Annotated in this window: 14 protein-coding genes; 6 read left to right on the top strand and 8 right to left on the bottom strand. The window is 59.4% G+C overall.

Annotation, left to right across the window (positions count from 1 at the left end; translation table 11 throughout):
* Positions 1–12: 12 nt before the first annotated feature.
* Both ACQG1K_RS05840 and ACQG1K_RS05835 read right to left on the bottom strand, forming a co-directional pair.
* Entirely contained in the window at positions 13–450 is a 438-nt protein-coding gene (locus ACQG1K_RS05840) for a DcrB-related protein (RefSeq protein WP_048965638.1), read from the bottom strand.
* 117 nt (positions 451–567) lie between these two features.
* The gene (locus tag ACQG1K_RS05835; protein WP_126504302.1) at positions 568–1,458 is read right to left on the bottom strand and encodes an oxidoreductase; all 891 of its coding nucleotides are present in this window, start codon (positions 1,456–1,458) and stop codon (positions 568–570) included.
* Positions 1,459–1,563: 105 nt separating this feature from the next.
* On the opposite strand from ACQG1K_RS05835, the gene ACQG1K_RS05830 reads away from it, so the two are divergent.
* Positions 1,564–2,685 carry a YbdK family carboxylate-amine ligase gene (locus ACQG1K_RS05830; RefSeq protein ID WP_022647338.1) on the top strand — a complete coding sequence of 374 codons (1,122 nt, stop codon included), beginning with the start codon at positions 1,564–1,566 and terminating at the stop codon, positions 2,683–2,685.
* Here the strand turns inward: ACQG1K_RS05830 and ACQG1K_RS05825 are convergent.
* From ACQG1K_RS05825 to ACQG1K_RS05815, 3 genes are all read right to left on the bottom strand, one after another.
* Positions 2,615–5,770: an efflux RND transporter permease subunit gene (locus ACQG1K_RS05825; RefSeq protein WP_426720906.1), complete on the bottom strand. Its 3,156-nt coding sequence runs from the start codon at positions 5,768–5,770 to the stop codon at positions 2,615–2,617. The genes ACQG1K_RS05830 and ACQG1K_RS05825 overlap by 71 nt on opposite strands.
* A gap of 9 nt (positions 5,771–5,779) precedes the next feature.
* Complete coding sequence (locus tag ACQG1K_RS05820; protein WP_046620458.1) at positions 5,780–6,844, bottom strand: efflux RND transporter periplasmic adaptor subunit; 1,065 nt, start codon at positions 6,842–6,844, stop codon at positions 5,780–5,782.
* Between the two features lie 111 nt (positions 6,845–6,955).
* On the bottom strand, positions 6,956–9,664 hold the full coding sequence (locus tag ACQG1K_RS05815) for a cation-transporting P-type ATPase (protein WP_367075347.1): 2,709 nt from the start codon (positions 9,662–9,664) through the stop codon (positions 6,956–6,958).
* 488 nt (positions 9,665–10,152) lie between these two features.
* Here ACQG1K_RS05815 and ACQG1K_RS05810 point away from each other — a divergent pair, with 488 nt between their 5' ends.
* Complete coding sequence (locus ACQG1K_RS05810; protein WP_003858875.1) at positions 10,153–10,401, top strand: DUF1158 domain-containing protein; 249 nt, start codon at positions 10,153–10,155, stop codon at positions 10,399–10,401.
* Here ACQG1K_RS05810 and ACQG1K_RS05805 read toward each other — a convergent pair.
* Positions 10,387–11,955 carry an alpha/beta hydrolase-fold protein gene (locus ACQG1K_RS05805; protein ID WP_280005199.1) on the bottom strand — a complete coding sequence of 523 codons (1,569 nt, stop codon included), beginning with the start codon at positions 11,953–11,955 and terminating at the stop codon, positions 10,387–10,389. The genes ACQG1K_RS05810 and ACQG1K_RS05805 overlap by 15 nt on opposite strands.
* Positions 11,956–12,078: 123 nt before the next feature.
* On the opposite strand from ACQG1K_RS05805, the gene ACQG1K_RS05800 reads away from it, so the two are divergent.
* The gene (locus ACQG1K_RS05800; protein WP_367075345.1) at positions 12,079–14,223 is read left to right on the top strand and encodes a TonB-dependent siderophore receptor; all 2,145 of its coding nucleotides are present in this window, start codon (positions 12,079–12,081) and stop codon (positions 14,221–14,223) included.
* Positions 14,224–14,329: 106 nt separating this feature from the next.
* On the opposite strand, the gene ACQG1K_RS05795 is transcribed toward ACQG1K_RS05800, so the two are convergent.
* Together ACQG1K_RS05795 and ACQG1K_RS05790 are read right to left on the bottom strand one after the other, a co-directional pair.
* Positions 14,330–14,671, bottom strand: a complete 342-nt coding sequence (locus ACQG1K_RS05795; protein ID WP_017694370.1) for a RamA family antibiotic efflux transcriptional regulator — start codon at positions 14,669–14,671, stop codon at positions 14,330–14,332.
* A gap of 32 nt (positions 14,672–14,703) precedes the next feature.
* The gene (locus ACQG1K_RS05790) at positions 14,704–15,807 is read right to left on the bottom strand and encodes a RomA family MBL fold metallo-hydrolase (protein ID WP_022647332.1); all 1,104 of its coding nucleotides are present in this window, start codon (positions 15,805–15,807) and stop codon (positions 14,704–14,706) included.
* A 192-nt stretch (positions 15,808–15,999) separates the two neighbouring features.
* On the opposite strand from ACQG1K_RS05790, the gene ACQG1K_RS05785 reads away from it, so the two are divergent.
* From ACQG1K_RS05785 to nfsB, 3 genes are all read left to right on the top strand, one after another.
* Positions 16,000–16,590: a TetR/AcrR family transcriptional regulator gene (locus tag ACQG1K_RS05785; RefSeq protein ID WP_023299509.1), complete on the top strand. Its 591-nt coding sequence runs from the start codon at positions 16,000–16,002 to the stop codon at positions 16,588–16,590.
* Positions 16,580–16,948 carry an MmcQ/YjbR family DNA-binding protein gene (locus ACQG1K_RS05780; protein WP_022647330.1) on the top strand — a complete coding sequence of 123 codons (369 nt, stop codon included), beginning with the start codon at positions 16,580–16,582 and terminating at the stop codon, positions 16,946–16,948. The genes ACQG1K_RS05785 and ACQG1K_RS05780 overlap by 11 nt, the downstream gene beginning before the upstream one ends.
* 120 nt (positions 16,949–17,068) lie before the next feature.
* Complete coding sequence (gene nfsB / locus ACQG1K_RS05775; protein ID WP_003858884.1) at positions 17,069–17,722, top strand: oxygen-insensitive NAD(P)H nitroreductase; 654 nt, start codon at positions 17,069–17,071, stop codon at positions 17,720–17,722.
* Positions 17,723–17,730: the final 8 nt, after the last annotated feature.

Raw genomic sequence — 17,730 nt, 5'->3', positions numbered from 1 at the left:
CGGTCCCTGAAGTTAATGGTGGAAGCGGAAGCTCCTGAGAAGATCGCCAAACAGCGCGCCGTCGGCATCGCCCAGCGCGCGGGTGCAGGTCATAGTGAACACCAGGATTTTATCGCCGTCGACGTTAAACACGGCCTGCTGCTGCCAGATGCGTTTCCCGTCGCGCAGGTAGCTGGCATGGACGGTTTCACCCTGTAAAAGGCTGTCGCCCAGCGTAGCGGCGCTGCGCTCACCCTGCTTCCAGCCCTTGATGTGCTTTGCCATCAGGGCGAGCTGGCGATCGATATACGCGGCAAGCGCTTCGCCGGGGTTGAGGGCATCGCGGGAAATGTTGAACGCGGGCGCATCCGCTGCAGGCGGCGCGAAGACATTGACGGTACGGTCCTGATAGCCCTCAGGAAAAGCAATCATTCCTTCATTAAACAGGCACTGCGAAGATGGTTCTGACATTGAGCGGGTCCCACCACATTTTTTCAGAAGCGGTAAGTTTCGCATATGTGTTTAAGGCTGACTATCCCCAGATTATTGCTCCACCGTCACGCTCGCCGAACGGAAAAACAGCGGCCGTTAGCCCGGCCCCTCGCCCCCCGCCGCCAGCAGCGGCACCACCACGTCGCTAATGGGCACCGCAATACCATGCTTGCGGCCATAGCGCTGGATCACGCCGTTACGAATATCCCACTCCATCGGGCGTTCGGCCTGACGGTCGGCAAGGATCGACGTGCCTAAATCCTCGGGCGCACGTTGGAAGTTCGCCAGAATCTCCTGGGCCACCGCATCGTCCAGCTTCGCCCCCTCAGCGCGGGCGACGGCAAGCCCCTCGCGCAGGTAAGCCAGCGCCAGTTCGCTGATATCCTCGCGTCTGAACATCCCGGCGCGGCGGTTGGCCAGCACCATCAGCCCGGCGACCGCGTTTTGCAGCAGCTTGCGCCAGGCGACGGTGGTGAAATCTGTCGAGAGCTCAACATCACAGCGCGTCCCGCGAAGCGCCTCGACCACCCGCTGCGCCTGCGGCACATCCGGTAGCGTCAGACGCGGTTTTGCCCGCAGCCAGACGGAGGCGTCCGGCTCGCGCTGCGCCGGGAACCAGACCACCGACGGCAGCACCGTTGCGCCGTTGACCAAAGGCGCAAGCTGGGCTTTCTGCTCCACGCCGTTTTGCAGCGCGCAGACCACGGTGTTTTCATCGCACAGGGCGCGCAGCCACCCGGCGCTGTCGGCATTTTGCGTCGTTTTTACCGCCACAAAAACGAGGTCTACGGGGCGGGTAATGACGGTGGGATCGGTGAGTACCGGACCGGGCACCACAATTTCATCCTCATCGTGACGCAGGCGTAATACCGGATGCGCGGTGCGACCGCACAGCAGCGGCGTACGGCCCGCGTCATGCAGCACCGCGGCAATGGTGGTGCCAATCGCACCGGGACCAATCAGCGCAATGGTTGGATAGTCAGACATGGGTCACTCCCCTTTTGCTAAGCCTGCTATCAGTTATACCACCCTGAAAAGAGCGCGCCACGCCCATTGTCTATACTCAACACATAACAGACAACGGAGTGCGCCATGCCCTTACCCGATTTCAAGTCCTCTGAACCTTATACCCTCGGCATTGAGCTCGAACTCCAGGTGGTTAACCCGCCGGGTTACGATCTGAGCCAGGACTCCTCTGCCCTCATCGCCGCCGTCAAAGACGACATCAAAGGGGGCGAAGTCAAACACGACATCACCGAAAGCATGCTCGAAATCGCCACCGGCGTATGCCAGACCATCGACCAGGCGGCGGCCCAGTTCTCCGTGATGCAGCAGAGCATCCTGCGGGCGGCGTCGGAGCAGCACATCCAGATCTGCGGCGGCGGAACGCACCCGTTTCAGAAGTGGCAGCGGCAGGAGGTGTGTGACGACGAGCGCTATAACGTCACGCTGGAGCGCTTTGGCTATCTGATTTTGCAGGCGACGGTGTTCGGCCAGCACGTGCACGTGGGATGCCGAAACGGGGACGACGCGATTTACCTGCTGCACGGCCTGTCGCGCTTCGTGCCGCACTTTATCGCCCTCGCCGCGTCGTCGCCTTATATGCAGGGCACGGACACCAAGTTTTCCTCGTCGCGGCTCAACATATTTTCCGGGTTCCCGGATAACGGCCAGATGCCGTGGGTCAACAGCTGGCAGGAGTTCGAGGGGCTGTTCCGCCGCCTGAGTTCCACCAGCATGATCGACAGCATTAAGGATCTGCACTGGGACATCCGCCCCAGCCCGCACTTTGGCACCGTGGAGGTGCGGGTGATGGATACGCCGCTGACGCTCGGTCACGCCATTAACATCGCCGGGCTTATTCAGGCGACGTCGCACTGGCTGCTGACTGCGCGGCCCTATAAGCATCAGGAACGGGATTTTCTGCTATACCGCTTTAACCGTTTTCAGGCCTGTCGCTACGGGCTGGAAGGCATTCTGACGGACGTGCATACCGGCGAGCACAAAACCGTGGCGGAGGATATCGCCTGGCTGCTGGAGCAGGTTGCACCGTCGGCCGAGAAACTCGGCGCGACGAGCGCCATCAAGGAAATTGCCCTGCTGCTAAAGCAGGGCAAGAGCGAGGCGCAGCGCATGCGGGACTTTATCGCCGATGGCGGCTCGCTGATTTCTCTGGTGCAGAAGCACTGTGAGCTGTGGGCGACGAGTCCGTAAGGCCGTGCCCCCATTCGCGAAGGCGCTGGAACAGCACGAACAGCGCCGGGATGAACACTATCCCCACCACGGTGGCTACCAGCATGCCGCTGAACACCGTGGTGCCAATGATACGGCGGCTCTGGGCACCCGCCCCGGTCGCCAGCATCATCGGCAGGACGCCTATGATGAACGACACGGCGGTCATCATTACCGCGCGGAAGCGGCGCGATGCCCCTTCCCGCGCGGCATCGACAATCGCCATTCCGTCCATACGACGGGCGCGGGCAAACTCCACGATAAGAATTGCGTTCTTGGCGGCGAGGGCTATCAATAGCACCAGACCAATCTGCACGTACACGTCGTTGGCATAGCCTGCCAGCCACAGCCAGACCAGCGCTCCGCCGATGGCGAACAGCACCGAGAGCATCACGCTCGCCGGCAGCGTCCAGCTCTCATACTGGGCGACGAGGAACAGCCACGCCATCACCACCGCCGCCAGCACAATCCATATCGCCTGATTCCCGGTCTGCTGCTCCTGATACGACATGCCGCTCCAGGCGTAGTCGTACCCGGCTGGCAGGTTTTCCGCCAGAATCTCGCCCATCGCCGCCATTGCGGTGCTGCTGCTCACCCCTTCCGCTGCCGAGCCGCTCACCGATACCGACGGGAACTGGTTGTACTGCTGAATAAATGGCGCGCCGACGGTCGGCGTGATGGTGACGAGGTTGCTCAGACGCACCCGCTCGCCGCTGTTGCTGCGCACGAACAGCTCGCTGATTTGCTCTGCGCGCTCGCGCCACTGCATCTCGTTCTGCATCACCACGTTATAGACGCGGTTGTTGACGCTGAAATCCCCGGCGCGCGTGCCGCCAAAGGCGGTTTGCAGGCTGCTGAAGATGCGCGACACCGGCACGTCGAGGCGGGCCGCGCGCTCACGGTCAACGGTGAGCGTCATCTGCGGCACGTTGCTGCTCCAGGTGGTGAACACGCGGCTCAGCTGCGGGTGCTGGTTGGCTTTCGCCAGCACCTCGCGAGTTACGCGCTCCAGCTCCGCCGGGCTCTGCCCCGCCTGTGCCTGAATGCGCAGATCGAAGCCGGAGGCGTTGCCCAGCCCCGGCAGCGTCGGCGGTGCAAAGGTCATGATGGTGGCTTCCGGCAGGGCCAGCAGCTGGCGCTGAAGGGTGCCCATCACCTCATCCAGCGGCGGACGCTCGCTCCAGTCTTTGAGCATGATGGAGATAAACCCGCCGTTCGATGCGCTGGTGCCGTTGAGGATGTTAAACCCGGAGACCTGAATCACATCTTCCACCGCCGGGTTTTTAGCGATCAGCTCGCGCGCGGTGGTCATCACCGCTTCGGTGCGCTCCAGCGAGGCTGCCTCCGGCAGTTGGACGCTGGCGAAGAAGTAGCCCTGATCCTCCTGGGGCAGGAAGCCCTTTGGCATCGACATAAAGCTGAATATCACCACCGCCGCCGCGCCTGCGGTGGCCAGCAGCGCCAGCCACGGACGGAGGTTGAACACGCTCACGATCCGGGTGTAAAGCGTGCGCGTGGCGTCCAGCCCGCGGTTGAACCCACGGAAAACGGCGGCGGGCTGTGCCGGACGCGGGCGCAGCAGCATCGCGCAGAGCGCGGGCGTCAGGGTCAGCGCCACGAGGCTTGAGAGCGTAACGGCGGTCGAGAGCGTCACCGCGAACTGGCGGTACAGCTCGCCCACGATCCCCGGCAGGAGCGCCACCGGTACAAACACCGCCAGCAGCACCAGCGTGGTGGCAATCACCGGCCCGGCAATCTGACGCAGCGCCAGCGCGGTCGCCGCCGTGCGGCTCTGCCCTTCCGCCATCAGCGTTTCGACACTCTCCACTACCACGATGGCGTCATCCACCACCATGGTCAGCGCCAGAATGATGGCGAACAGACTGAGCGTGTTCGCGGAGTAGCCGAGCGCGTAGAGCAACGCAAAGGTGCCCACCAGCGACACCGGAATGGCAAGGGCGACAATCAGCGTCGCGCGCCAGCTTTGCAGGAACAGGGACACCACGACCACCACCGCCAGCATCGTCAGCGCCAGCGAGACGCCAATCTCTTTGATGGTAGCGGCCACAAACGAGGTGGTGTCGAATTTGACTTCATAGACCAGATCGTCCGGGAAGCGCGTGGATAACCGTTCCAGCTTCGCGCGCACCGCATCGGCAACGCGCAGGGCGTTAGCGGACGGCGTCGGGTAGATGCCAAGGTAGGCGGAGTCATGCCCGTTCAGCTGCGCGCCCGAGCTGTAGCTGCGCGAGCCAAGCTCAATGGTGGCGACGTCCTTCAGGCGCACCAGCTGGCCCATCTCCCCGGTGCGGATAATGATGTTGGCAAAGTCGTCGACCTGGTTTAAGCGCCCCAGCCCGTTGATGGTTAGCGTCTGCTGCTGGCCGTTAAACACCGGCGGCGTGCCGACCTGGCCTGCCGCCCCCTGCACGTTCTGCTCGCGCAGCGCCTGCGCAACGTCATCGCTGGTCACGTTCAGGGCATTCATGCGGTCCGGACGCAGCCAGATGCGCATGCTGTAGTCGCGCGCGCCAAACATCTGTACCTGCCCGACGCCCGGCAGTCGCGACAGCGCCTCGCGCACCTGGGTGCTGGCGTAGTTGCTGACGAACAGCGGCGTGTGGGTGTTATTTGGTGAGTAAAGGCTTACCCCCATCATCAGGTTGGTGGCGCGCTTGCGCACCTGCACGCCGTTTTGCTGTGCCTCGGTCGGCAGCTGCGCCACGGCCTGCGCCACGCGGTTCTGCACGTCGATGGCGGCGAGATCCGGATCGGTGCCCGCCGCAAAGGTGATGTTCAGGCTATACGTGCCTTCGTCCGAACTGGTGGACTCCATATAGAGCATATGATCCACCCCGTTCAGCTGCGTCTCCAGCGGCGTGGCGATGGCCTCCGCCACGTCAGCCGAGCTGGCGCCCGGCCATGACGCTGACACATTCACGACCGGCGGTGTGATCTGCGGGTACTGCTCCACCGGAATAATCCTCAGCGCGATGGCCCCCAGCAGGGTGATGACCAGCGCAATCACCATCGCAAAGCGCGGGCGTTTGATGAAAAACGTCAGCATGATGGCTCCTTAATTCAGTATATGAACGGCAGCGCCTGGCTGCACGCGCTGCGCACCGTCAGTAATTGCTCGCTCACCGGGCTTAACGCCGGAGGCAATCTGGAACTGCTGGCCCATCTGCCCGGCGACCTTAAGCGGACGCATTTCGGCTTTATCCTCGGCGTTAACCACCCAGGCGAAGAACCCGTCGCCATTCTGCTGTACGGCAGCGGCGGGCAGGGTCAGCACCGGTAGCTCGCTTGCCGGACGCAGGTAGACGTTCACGTTGCCGCCGGGCAGCAGCTGATGGCGCGGGTTGGCGAACTCGGCACGCAGCATCACGCTGGCGGTACGCGGGTCGATGCGGTTGTCCACGGAGGTGAGTTCCCCGCTGATGCGCTGGCCGTTGCTGTCAATCAGCGCCTGCCAGGCCTGCTTCATGGCGCTGATATCCGCATGCTGTCCGGCTTTGGTGGCAAACGCGCCCTCTTCCAGCGCAAAGGCAATGCGGATCGGATCAAGCTGCACCACCTCCACCAGCACACCGCTGGCAGGATTCACCAGACTGCCGACGTGAAAGTTGCTGTGCCCCACGCGTCCGTCAATCGGTGAGGTAATGCGCGTGTAGTTGAGGGTGACGCTGCGGGTGTCGAGCCGGGCTTTCGCCTGCTCCAGCGCGGCGCTCGCTACGTCTCGCTGCATGCGGGCGTTGTCTACGTCGTGGCGGCTGATGGCGTTGCTGCTGCCCAGGCTTTCAAAGCGGGAAAGCTGCTGCTGCGCCTGACGCAGCGTGGCTTCGGCGCTTCTCACCTCGGCCTGCGCCAGGCGCAGGGCGGCGCGCGGCTCGGCGTCGTCCAGCTCGAACAGCACGTCACCTTTTTTCACGTACTGGCCGTCGCGGAAGTGGATTTTGGTAATCACGCCTTCCGTACGCGCGCGCAGTTCAACGGTGTGAATCGCTTCGATGCGACCCGGGATCTGACGTTCGGCGGCATGGGCGGTTTGCTCCACGGTGGCGACACGCACGGGAATGACTGCGGCGAATGCGGGCGGCAGGGTAGCGGCGAGGAGTATGAACAGGAGCGGGAGTTTCATGGGAGTACCTCAGTATTTTCCCCTCACCCTAACCCTCTCCCCAAAGGGGAGAGGGAACTTGAACACCCTCTCCCCTTTGGGGAGAGGGCAGGGTGAGGGGTAAGGTTTTAGTTATGCAGCCTTACGGAACCTGCGGGTCAGTCGCTTCTCGATTTCGACGACGAAGAACATCACCCCCGCCACCGCCAGCGTCACGAACCAGTAGCGCAGCGGCAGTGCTTCGGTGCCGAACAGCATCTGCATAAACGGCAGGTAGATGATCGCCGCCTGGAGCAGGAACAGTACGCCCGTTACCAGCCAGATCCCTTTGTTCGCCAGCAGGCCGCGGTTCAGGGAGAACCCTTCGGTGTTGCGGCAGTTAATCATGTACACCCACTGGGCGCAGACCAGCATCTGGAGCAGCACGGTGCGGATGAACTCCGCGCTGTGCCCGCGCGGGGCCAGCCAGGCTTCCAGCGCAAAGGCGGCGATGGCAATCATGGTGCCGACGAAAGCCACGCGCCATACGGCGTAGGCGTCCATCACGTGCTGCCCGGTCTGGCGCGGCGGGCGGCGCATTATGTTGCGCTCGGCGGCCTCGAAGGCCAGGCCGAAGGAGAGCGTGGCGGAGGTCGCCATGTTCATCCACAGGATCAGCACCGGCGTCAGCGGAATGATATTCCCCGCCAGCAGCGCAATCACAATCAGTAGCCCCTGCGCCAGGTTGGTCGGCATGATGAACAGAATGGTCTTCTTCAGGTTGTCGTAAACGCGACGCCCCTCTTTCACCGCGCTGGCGATGGTGGCGAAGTTATCGTCCGTCAGGACCATGTCCGCCGCCTCTTTGGTGACTTCCGTGCCTTTGATGCCCATCGCAATACCCACATCCGCCTGACGCAGCGCTGGCGCATCGTTCACGCCGTCACCGGTCATGCCGACGATTTCGCCTTTGTCCTGTAACGCTTTCACCAGGCGCAGCTTATGCTCCGGGCTGGTACGGGCGAAGATGTCATACTTCACCGCCGCTTCGGCCAGCTCCGCGTCGTCCATCTTCTCCAGCTCATAGCCGGTGACCGCCTGCTCGCTGTTAGTGATCCCCAGCATCTGGCCTATGCTCATCGCCGTCTGCGGGTGATCCCCGGTGATCATCTTCACGCGGATCCCCGCCTGCTGGCAGGCGTTAATTGCCTCAATCGCTTCCGGACGCGGCGGATCCATCATCCCGGCAATGCCGAGGAAGATCAGGCCGTGGCTCAGGTCGTCGTGAGTCAGTGCCTGCTCACCGTTCGCTGGCCTGAACGCCGCGGCGACCATGCGCAGCCCCTGACGCGCATAGCGCTCCATCTCCGTTTCCCAGTACGCGCGGTCAAAGGCTTGCGCACCGTTGCGGGTCTGCTGCTGCTCACACAGGGCGAAAATCACGTCCGGCGCGCCGGTGATCAAAATCTGCTCCTCACCGCCAATCTGGTAGTGGGTGCTCATGTACTTGTACTGCGAGTCGAACGGGATCTTGTTGACCAGGGTGGCCTCGACCGGTGCGAGGTGGGCTTTTGCCGCCAGCACCTTCAGCGCGCCCTCGGTCGGGCCGCCAGTGATGCCCCACAGGCCGCGCTCGTCCTGAATCAGCTGGCTGTCGTTACACAGGTCGATGGTGCGCAGGTACTGCTCCAGCACGGTGCCCGGCTGGATCTGCACCGGCTCGTCGCTGCCTTCGAGGTAGAGGTTGCCCACCGGCTCGTAGCTGTTGCCGTCCACGCGATAGCACGTATCGGCGGTAATGATGGCTTTCACCGTCATCTCGTTCATGGTCAGGGTGCCGGTTTTATCCGAGCAGACCACGGTCATCGCGCCCAGGGTTTCAACCGTCGGCAGCTTGCGGATAATCGCCCGCTTACGCGCCATCGCCTGTACGCCCAGAGAGAGGATGATGGAGATAATCGCCGGCAGACCTTCCGGTACGGAGGCTACCGCCAGGCTAATCAGGGAGAGCAGCAGCTCGCCCATCGGGATCTCGCGGAACACCAGGCTGAAGACAAACAGCGCGGCCATCATCGCCAGAATGATGGCGAAAATCGCTTTGCCCAGCTTGTCCATCTGCACCAGCAGCGGGGTGCGGTGCTTTTCAATGCCCGCCATCATCTGGTTGATGTGGCCGAGCTCCGTATCCTTACCGGTCGCGGTGACCAGGCCAACGCCACCGCCCGCGCTTACGGTCGTCCCGGAGAAGACCATATTGGTGCGGTCGCCCAGCGGCAATTCACCGCTCAGCGGATTAATGTGTTTATCCACCACGGTGGATTCGCCGGTCAGAATTGCCTCTTCCACGCGTAAATTATGCGCTTCGATTAAGCGCATATCCGCCGGAATACGATCTCCTGCGCGCAACACAATAATATCGCCCGGGACGATTTCCGTCGTCGGGATGGTTTCATGGTTACCTTTACGAATTACGCGCGCCTCGCTGGAGAGCATATTGCGAATACTCTTCAGGGATTTTTCTGCGTTACTTTCCTGAATGTGGCCAATTAAGGCATTGATTACCGCCACACCCAGGATAACCAGCGTATCAACCCAGTGTCCCATTACAGCCGTTAATACGGCGGCCGCCAGCAGGACGTAAATCAGGACATCGTTAAAATGCGCGAGAAAACGCAGCCAGCCCGGCTTGCCTTTTTTCTCCGGCAGCGCGTTCGGGCCATGCTTCTGCAAACGTGCCTGCGCCTCGGTGCGGTCCAGGCCATTCGCCTGGCTCTGCGCCTGAGCAAGCACCTGCTCTACGGTCTGCTGGTACGCCTGCCCGCCTGCGGGTGGCATATTCTGCGAGAAATTTTTTTTGGTCATGGTATTTTTCCTTCAATATCCGGTGGACGGAAGCCGGAATTCCTTTCTGGCTTTAAATAATTCATTTTTAAGTCTTGCGGGTTAAATTGATCTACCGCAATATATTGACTACCCGGTTATTCAAAACTGATTAAAATTATTTCGACGCGTTGATTTTTACAAAATATTTCTAAACCAACACTAAACGAGGAGGAAGCATGTTTGGTATTTATCGCGGGCGGCGCCTGGCGTTATACATTGTCGCAGCCATTGTTATTGCGACGTTAATTGGATATAGCACCTATAGCTTTGTAAAATTATTTTCGTGAAAAAGACGTTTATTTACATTACGCGATATTAATTTAATCGCCCCGGAAATATTATCTATTTTCCGTTATTAACTCGCAGAATAACGGTGGCCTTTCACTCAATTTTGCCAGTGGGGATGATATTGCTTTACGTTTCAGGATGCCGGACAATGACATTTTTAACTCACGATTAACATTACGATGAAACACCCGTTAGAATCGCTGCTCACCGCAGGGGGCATTTTGCTGATGGCCCTGCTCTCCTGTCTGCTGTTACCTGCGCCGTCGCTGGGTCTGGTGCTGGCGCAGAAACTGGTTCAGACCTTTCATATGGTCGATCTGAATCAGCTGTACACCATTCTGTTCTGTCTGTGGTTTTTGGTGCTCGGCGCCATAGAATTCTTTATCCTGCGTTTCATCTGGCGCCGCTGGTTTTCACTGGCGTCGTAAGCCAGTGAGATCGCGCATCCCGTGGATCAGCGCTTCACACCAGGCCGCGTAGTCGTGGCCGCTGGATGAGGGGTGGAAGCTGACGCGATAGCCTTTTTCCTTCAGCACCTGTTCAAAATCCTGCGTGGTGCGATAAATGCCGCCGCCCGGCCCCGTGGTTTCAAACTTTCCGGCCTGTAACCAGAAGCGCACCGGATACGGCGGCGACTGCTGGTACTGACGCGTCAGCCAGCCGGGGGCGTCACCTTTCGGCGCCCACCAGTAGGAGCCGGAAAGGCTCAGCACGTTGCCAAACAGGCGCGGATAGCGCAGCGCCACCCATGACGAGGCAATTCCCCCGTAGCTCGACCCCGCCAGCACCGTTTTCTGCCGCTGCATCGCGATGCCCTGCCCGCGCAGCCACGGCAGCAGCTCGTGCGCCATAAAGTCAGCAAATTCCGGGTTCGGCGGCAGCTCGTTGCCGCGACGGGCGTGATCGAGGCTGTCGATAAATACCACGTTAATCGGTGGCAGGTGATGCCGGGCAATCAGACCGTCCAGCACGTTGGCAAAATGGTATTCGTCCTGATAAATCTGCCCGTCGAACAGAATTAACGTCCAGCGTGCGGGCTGTGCGCCGCGCGGTTTGTAGATCATCACGTCGCGGGCGTTGCCGAGGATGTGGCTGGAAAAACTCTGACGGCTCAACGTCCCGTGCACCAGCGGCTTTGCCGTGGCCTGAACGGAGCAGTAGCGCGCCGGGCTGAGATCGAGCAGCGAGTAACGGTTCCATCGATCCGCCTTCTGCTCCCCAAAGGTGTTCGGGTTAAGCGGATCGGCCTGTGCGCTCACCAGGATGGCACGGCGTTGATCGCGGGCAGAGCCTTCAACGATCGGCACATCGGGGGCGAGCTTATATTGCATCACCGTATCAGCGGGGACCACGTAGCTGCGGAACCAGACGTCGCTGTTGCCCAGGCGGAACAGCGGATCGTGATCCCCCGCCGGAGAGCCGAGAATGAAGACGTTATCCCGCGCGCCGCGCCACAGAAAGGTCACGCGCTTATGGCTCGCATCTACCGGTTCCACCATTGGCGTTCCCTGTCGACGCTGCGCCTGCCAGAACGCCTCGGTACTTCCACCGGCAGAAAGGACGTTTGCCAGCGCCTTTAGCGTCGGGCTTACTGGCGCCAGCATCTGCACGCGTGGTAACGGAGAGGTCTCTTTCATCCGCCACTGAAAACGCCACGGCTTACCGGCTTCGCCGTGTAGCACCAGCGAGGTGTTCTGTTTCACCGGCAGGGCAAACAGCAGCGTGTGTTCCCCGTCCGCAGGACCGTTTTCGATCAGCGTGCGGATGCGGCGGTTTTGCCCATCCAGCAGGCGCGCATCCGTCACGCCATTCAGCGTGGCGGAAACGTAATTTTCACCCAGTTCAGGCAGGGAGAAGCAGACTTCGCCGCTGGCATCAAACTTTCCCTGAACATCGCCCTGCCGGGACGACTGCTCGCACGTTGCCGCCATGGCGGGCAGCGCGCCGATCCCCAACAGCAACCCACTCCATACCCTCTTCATTACCGCTTGTTCCCCAACGAAATTTGTTAACAACGCTAATGCAAATGGTAATAATTTGCAATATCATCAACGGCGATTTACCGGTGTTTTTATGGCGATAGCAACCAAGGACGTTCAATAAAAATGTTTAAAAATAATAAGATAATGCAGCTCTGGCTGCTGAGTCTGGCGACGACCAGCGTCGCGGCTCAGGCAGAAACGAAAGAAGAAACGATTACGGTGACGCAGGGCGTGAGTGAAGAGCCCACTGCGCCCGTAAAAGGCATTGTGGCGACGAAAACGCTCTCCGCCACCAAGACCAGCGCGGAGATTGTGAAGACGCCGCAGTCGGTATCGGTGATCACCCGCGATCAAATGAACATGCAGGACGTCACATCCGTTTCGCAGGCGCTGCGCTACTCGGCGGGCGTGTTTACCGAATACCGGGGCTCGTCTAACCGTAACGACGAGGTGTTTGTGCGCGGCTTTAGCTACGTGCCAAAATTCCTCGACGGCTTAAGCTTTGGCGCAACGGCCTCATCACAGACGGGCACAGTTGACCCGTGGCTGCTGGAGCGCGTGGAGCTGGTGCGCGGCCCGGCGTCGGTCCTGTTTGGTCAGGTGAATCCTGGCGGGTTAATCAGCATGACCAGCAAGCGCCCGACGGCGGAGGCCATTCACAACGTGCAGTTCCGCACCGGCAATAACGATCTCGCCGAAGGTGCGTTTGATTTCGGCGGCAGGCTGAGCGACGACGGCCACGTGCTGTATCGCGTGAACGGTATCGCCCGTACGCAGCATAATCAGGTGGACGATTATAAAGAGACGCGGATGGCGATCGCCCCGGCGATCACCTGGTATCCGAACGATCAGACCCGCTTTACGCTGCTGACCAGCTACCAGAAAGATCCGGATGCCGGATACCGCAACTTCCTGCCCGCGTATGGCACGGTGAAAAGCGTCGACGGGAAGTACATCCCACGCGACTTTAACGTCAGCGATCCGAATTACAATCAGTCCTGGCGCGAGCAGACGATGATTGGCTACGAGCTGGAACACCAGTTCGCCGACAACCTCACCTTCCGCCAGAACGCCCGTTACGCCACCATCAAGCAGAAATACCGTTATCTGGTTTACGCCAACAGCGCGGCCAACAGCACGGTGTTGACCCGTCGCGCCCAGCGTGAAGAGCGCACGACCAATGAATTTGGCCTCGATAACCAGCTGGAATATCTGCTGGAGACCGGGAGCGTCAGCCATACCCTGCTCGGCGGGTTTGATTACAAGACAAGCAAGGATAAACAGCTGCTGGCGCGCGGGAGCGGCTCACAGTATGACCTCGACTGGACAACCCCGGTTTACGGCGTGAACGTGGATGAAAGCACCTTCAAAACGGCCTCCGACGAGCAGCAAAATCTCGACCAGATGGGGCTGTATCTTCAGGATCAGATGAGCTGGAACAACTGGGAGTGGCTGGTTTCCGGGCGCTACGACTGGAGCGAAGTGCGTACCAACGACTTCACCGATAATAGCTTTACGCAGCAGAACGACAGCAAATTTACCTGGCGCACTGGCCTGCTGTACGCGTTCGATTTTGGTCTCTCGCCGTACATCAGCTACAGCACGTCGTTTGAGCCGAACCTGCAAACCAACCGTGCGCCGGGCGTCGCGCCATTCAGGCCAACTACCGGTGAGCAGACCGAGATTGGCCTGAAATATCAGCCGGTCGACACCACGCTGATGACTCTCGCGCTGTACGATTTAACTCAGGACAACGTAGCGACCTATAACAGCGCTGAAGGCTGGTTCGAAAATGCGGGCAAGGTGCGTTCGAAAGGCGCTGAAGCGGAAATCCACGCCACGCTGATGGATAACATCAACCTGATTGGCTCCTACACTTATACCGATGCAAAAACCGAAAGCACCACGGTGGCGGGAACAGAAGGCAAAACGCCTGCGCGCATTCCAGCGCATATGGCATCGGCGTTCGCCAGCTATACCGTTCCGGGCGGCGTGCTGAAGAGCCTGACCGCTGGCGTGGGGATGCGCTACATCGGCACCAGCTACGGCGATGCGAAGAACACCTTTAAGGTGCCATCGGTGGATCTGTATGACGCGATGCTGCGCTACGATCTGGGCGAGATGAACCGCAGCCTGAAAGGGGCAAGCGTGCAGTTCAACGTCAATAACGTGGCGGACACGAAGTATGTGGCGTCATGCGCAAGCGATACGGCGTGCTTCTACGGGATTGGCCGGACGGTGACGGCGACGGTGAATTATCGGTGGTAAGGGATTTGTAGGCCCGGTAAGCGCAGCGCCACCGGGCAATTACGGGCACCGAGCCCACAAAAAAGCCGGGTGGCGGCTACGCCTTACCCGGCCTACACGCGACATGTTAATGTGTCTGGCTATGGTTCTCTTTGCGGTACGCCCCGGGCGGCTGGTTGAAGGTGCGGGTAAAGATGCGGGTAAACGTCTGCTGCGAGTCAAACCCGTAGCGCAGGCAGATATCGTACACGCGCTCGTCTGACTCACGCAGATCGCGCGCCGCCATCAGCAGCTTGCGTTCGCGGATGTAGCGCCCCAGACTTTCGCCTTTGTACTGCATAAACAGCCGCTGTAAATGCCATTTTGAGTAACCCGCGTGGCGGGCAATCTCTTCGATGCGTAACGGCTGGTGTAGGTTGTCATCGATCCATTCGACAATCGTATCAATGACCTGAGCGGAAATCGTCATACTGCTCTCCCCCTCTGCTTCTCGCTTAAACATTATTCCCACCACTCGCGAAATTGTTGCGTGGTATCACTCACCCGCACGGGCTCGCCCAGCTCCGGTGTCAGCAGCCGGTAGTTTTTATCCTTACTGGCTTTCGCCAGCTGGATCAGTGGATCGTTCCAGGTATGTTTCGCCAGCACAAAACGCCCGTTATGTCCCGGTACGACCGCTCTGGCATTGAGATCTGCCGAGGCCTGCGCCGTTTCCGCCGGATGCATATGGATGTACTTCCAGTCCTGGTCGTACTGGCCGTTTTCCATAATGGCTAAGTCCACTCCGCCAAACTGCTCGCCAATTGCTTTGAAGTGCGGGCCATAACCGGAATCTCCGCTGTAGTAGACCTTCTGCTCCGGAGAGACAAACATAAAGCTGCCCCACAGGGTCTGGTTACGCTTAATGCCGCGCCCGGAAAAATGGCGCGCCGGCAGAACATGTACCGTCAGCGCATCGCTGATACGTACCGACTGGTTCCAGTCCCGCTCGTCGATAATCTCAGGGTTCATCCCCCAGTAGCGCAGATGCGAACCCACGCCCAGCGGGGTGACCACGCGCTTAACCTTCGGCAGCAGCGCCTTGATGGTGGCGTAATCCAGATGATCATAGTGATCGTGGGAGATAATCAGCAGGTCGATCTCCGGCATGCTCTCCGCACGCCATGGGTACTCCCCCGCAAAGGCTTTATTGAGGAAGGAGAACGGTGCGGCGTAGTTACTCAGAACCGGATCGATCAGGATTCGTTGCCCCGCCAGCTGCATATACCAGGAGGAGTGGCCGAGCCACACCAGCGTGTCCTGTTCAGGCGACAGGCTCGCCAGATCGGTTTTCACCAGCGGCAGCGGCTGCGCAGGACGGGCGTTTTCGGTTTTACGGGTAAGGAACTGCCACCACGCCACCAGCATATTTTGTTGCCCGGTAAAGCCCGGCGTAGGGAGCGTGTTATGGAATTGCCCGTCGCGATAGTGCGGAGAGGCCTCCACTTCAGAGAGCTGCGCACCCTGCGGTGGCTGGCCAAATCCGGCATTCAGTACAAACGGTAAACTGGCAGCTGAAGCAATAATCATGACTAACACCACGCAGATGAATAGAGGCTTTTTCATTATCCTGACCCGCCAACGCGCCCTGTCCGATAGTTTGCGCGGGTTGAACTTGATTATGAGTGAGTAAGCACTCATTATAGATAGGATGATTACGCCGTCAAGAAGGTTTTCGATCTTTGACATTCCGCGTTGCAGCGTGGCAAAGCACGTGTTTCAATCAGGGTTTTTACAATTGACGGGAGGAAAAATTTAGTGGCACGTCCGAAGAGTGAAGATAAAAAACAGGCCTTACTGGAAGCAGCAACGGCTGCGTTTGCGCAGTCAGGTATTGCCGCCTCAACGGCGTTAATTGCCCGTAATGCGGGCGTCGCTGAAGGGACACTGTTTCGCTACTTTGCTACCAAAGACGATCTGCTGAATGCCCTCTATCTGCATCTGAAGCAGGATCTTTGCCAGACCATGCTGGCAAACCTCGATCGCACCATCACCCAGCCAAAAGAGCATACCCGTAATATCTGGAATAGCTATGTGGACTGGGGCATTCGTAACCCCCTGGCGCATGCGGCTATCCGCCAGATTGGCGTCAGTGAAAAGCTGAACATTGAAACCGAGCAGGCGGTGAAAGACATGTTCCCGGAAATACACGAACTGTGTCACCGCTCGGTGCGCCCGGTGTTTATGTCTGACGAGTTTAAGACCTTCGGTGATGCAATATTCTTATCGCTGGCTGAAACCACCATGGAGTTTGCCGCGCGCGATCCGTCCCGTGCCGTCGATTTTAAAGCGCTGGGCTTTGAAGCCATGTGGCGCGGGCTTGCTGAGGAAGAGAGCCATGGACAGTAAAGCCTTGCAGGAACATGCCAGACGCGTCGCGCTGGAGATGCCTTTTACCGAACATTGCTGGCCGTTTGGCCCGGAGTATGACGTGTTTAAGGTGGGCGGGAAAATTTTTATGCTGATGGCGACCGCTCACGGTCGGGCCCACGTCAGCCTGAAATCCGATCCGGAAAAATCGCTGCTCAATCAGCAGATCTACCGTGGCGTGGAGCCTGGCTACCATCTGAATAAAAAACACTGGATCTCCCTTTATGGCACGGACGACATCACGCCTGAACTGGTCACCGACCTGATTACGGATTCGTGGAATCTGGTCGTTGATAAACTGCCGAAAAAAGATCAGAAGTGGATTCGGCCAGCCTGATTGTTCGTCTGAGACGAACAGAATAAGCGCTCGAATCGCACTTATCTTTTCCCGCTTCGCGCGGTAATCTGCTTTCCTTTCACGCCCGCCCGCGGGCGAATTTCATCACCAGGAGTTGTTATGGATATTATTTCTGTCGCCCTGAAACGCCACTCTACCAAGGCGTTCGACCCAGCCAAAAAACTGACCGCAGAAGAAGCGGAAAAAATCAAAACGCTGCTGCAATACAGCCCGTCCAGCACCAACTCCCAGCCGTGGCACTTTATTGTTGCCAGCACTGAAGAGGGTAAAGCGCGCGTGGCAAAATCTGCGGCGGGCACCTATGTGTTTAACGAACGCAAAATGCTGGATGCCTCTCACGTGGTGGTGTTCTGCGCGAAAACCGCGATGGACGATGCCTGGCTTGAGCGCGTCGTCGATCAGGAAGAGGCTGACGGCCGTTTCGCCACGCCAGAAGCAAAAGCCGCGAACCACAAAGGCCGCTGCTATTTTGCCGACATGCACCGCGTGGATCTGAAAGATGACGACCAGTGGATGGCGAAGCAGGTTTACCTGAACGTCGGCAACTTCCTGCTGGGCGTGGCCGCGATGGGCCTGGACGCAGTGCCGATTGAAGGCTTCGATGCCGCAATCCTCGACGAAGAGTTCGGCCTGAAAGAGAAAGGCTTCACCAGCCTGGTGGTGGTGCCGGTTGGGCATCACAGCGTTGAGGATTTCAATGCCACGCTGCCGAAGTCTCGCCTGCCGCTGAGCACGATTGTGACTGAATGCTAATGAAAATG

Origin of the sequence: Enterobacter cloacae complex sp. 402C9, assembly GCF_050030745.1 — a bacterium.
GTDB classification, from domain to species: domain Bacteria; phylum Pseudomonadota; class Gammaproteobacteria; order Enterobacterales; family Enterobacteriaceae; genus Enterobacter; species Enterobacter intestinihominis.
The sequence above is the reverse complement of the archived record's forward strand: the minus strand, read 5'-3'. Positions and strand labels throughout refer to the sequence as shown.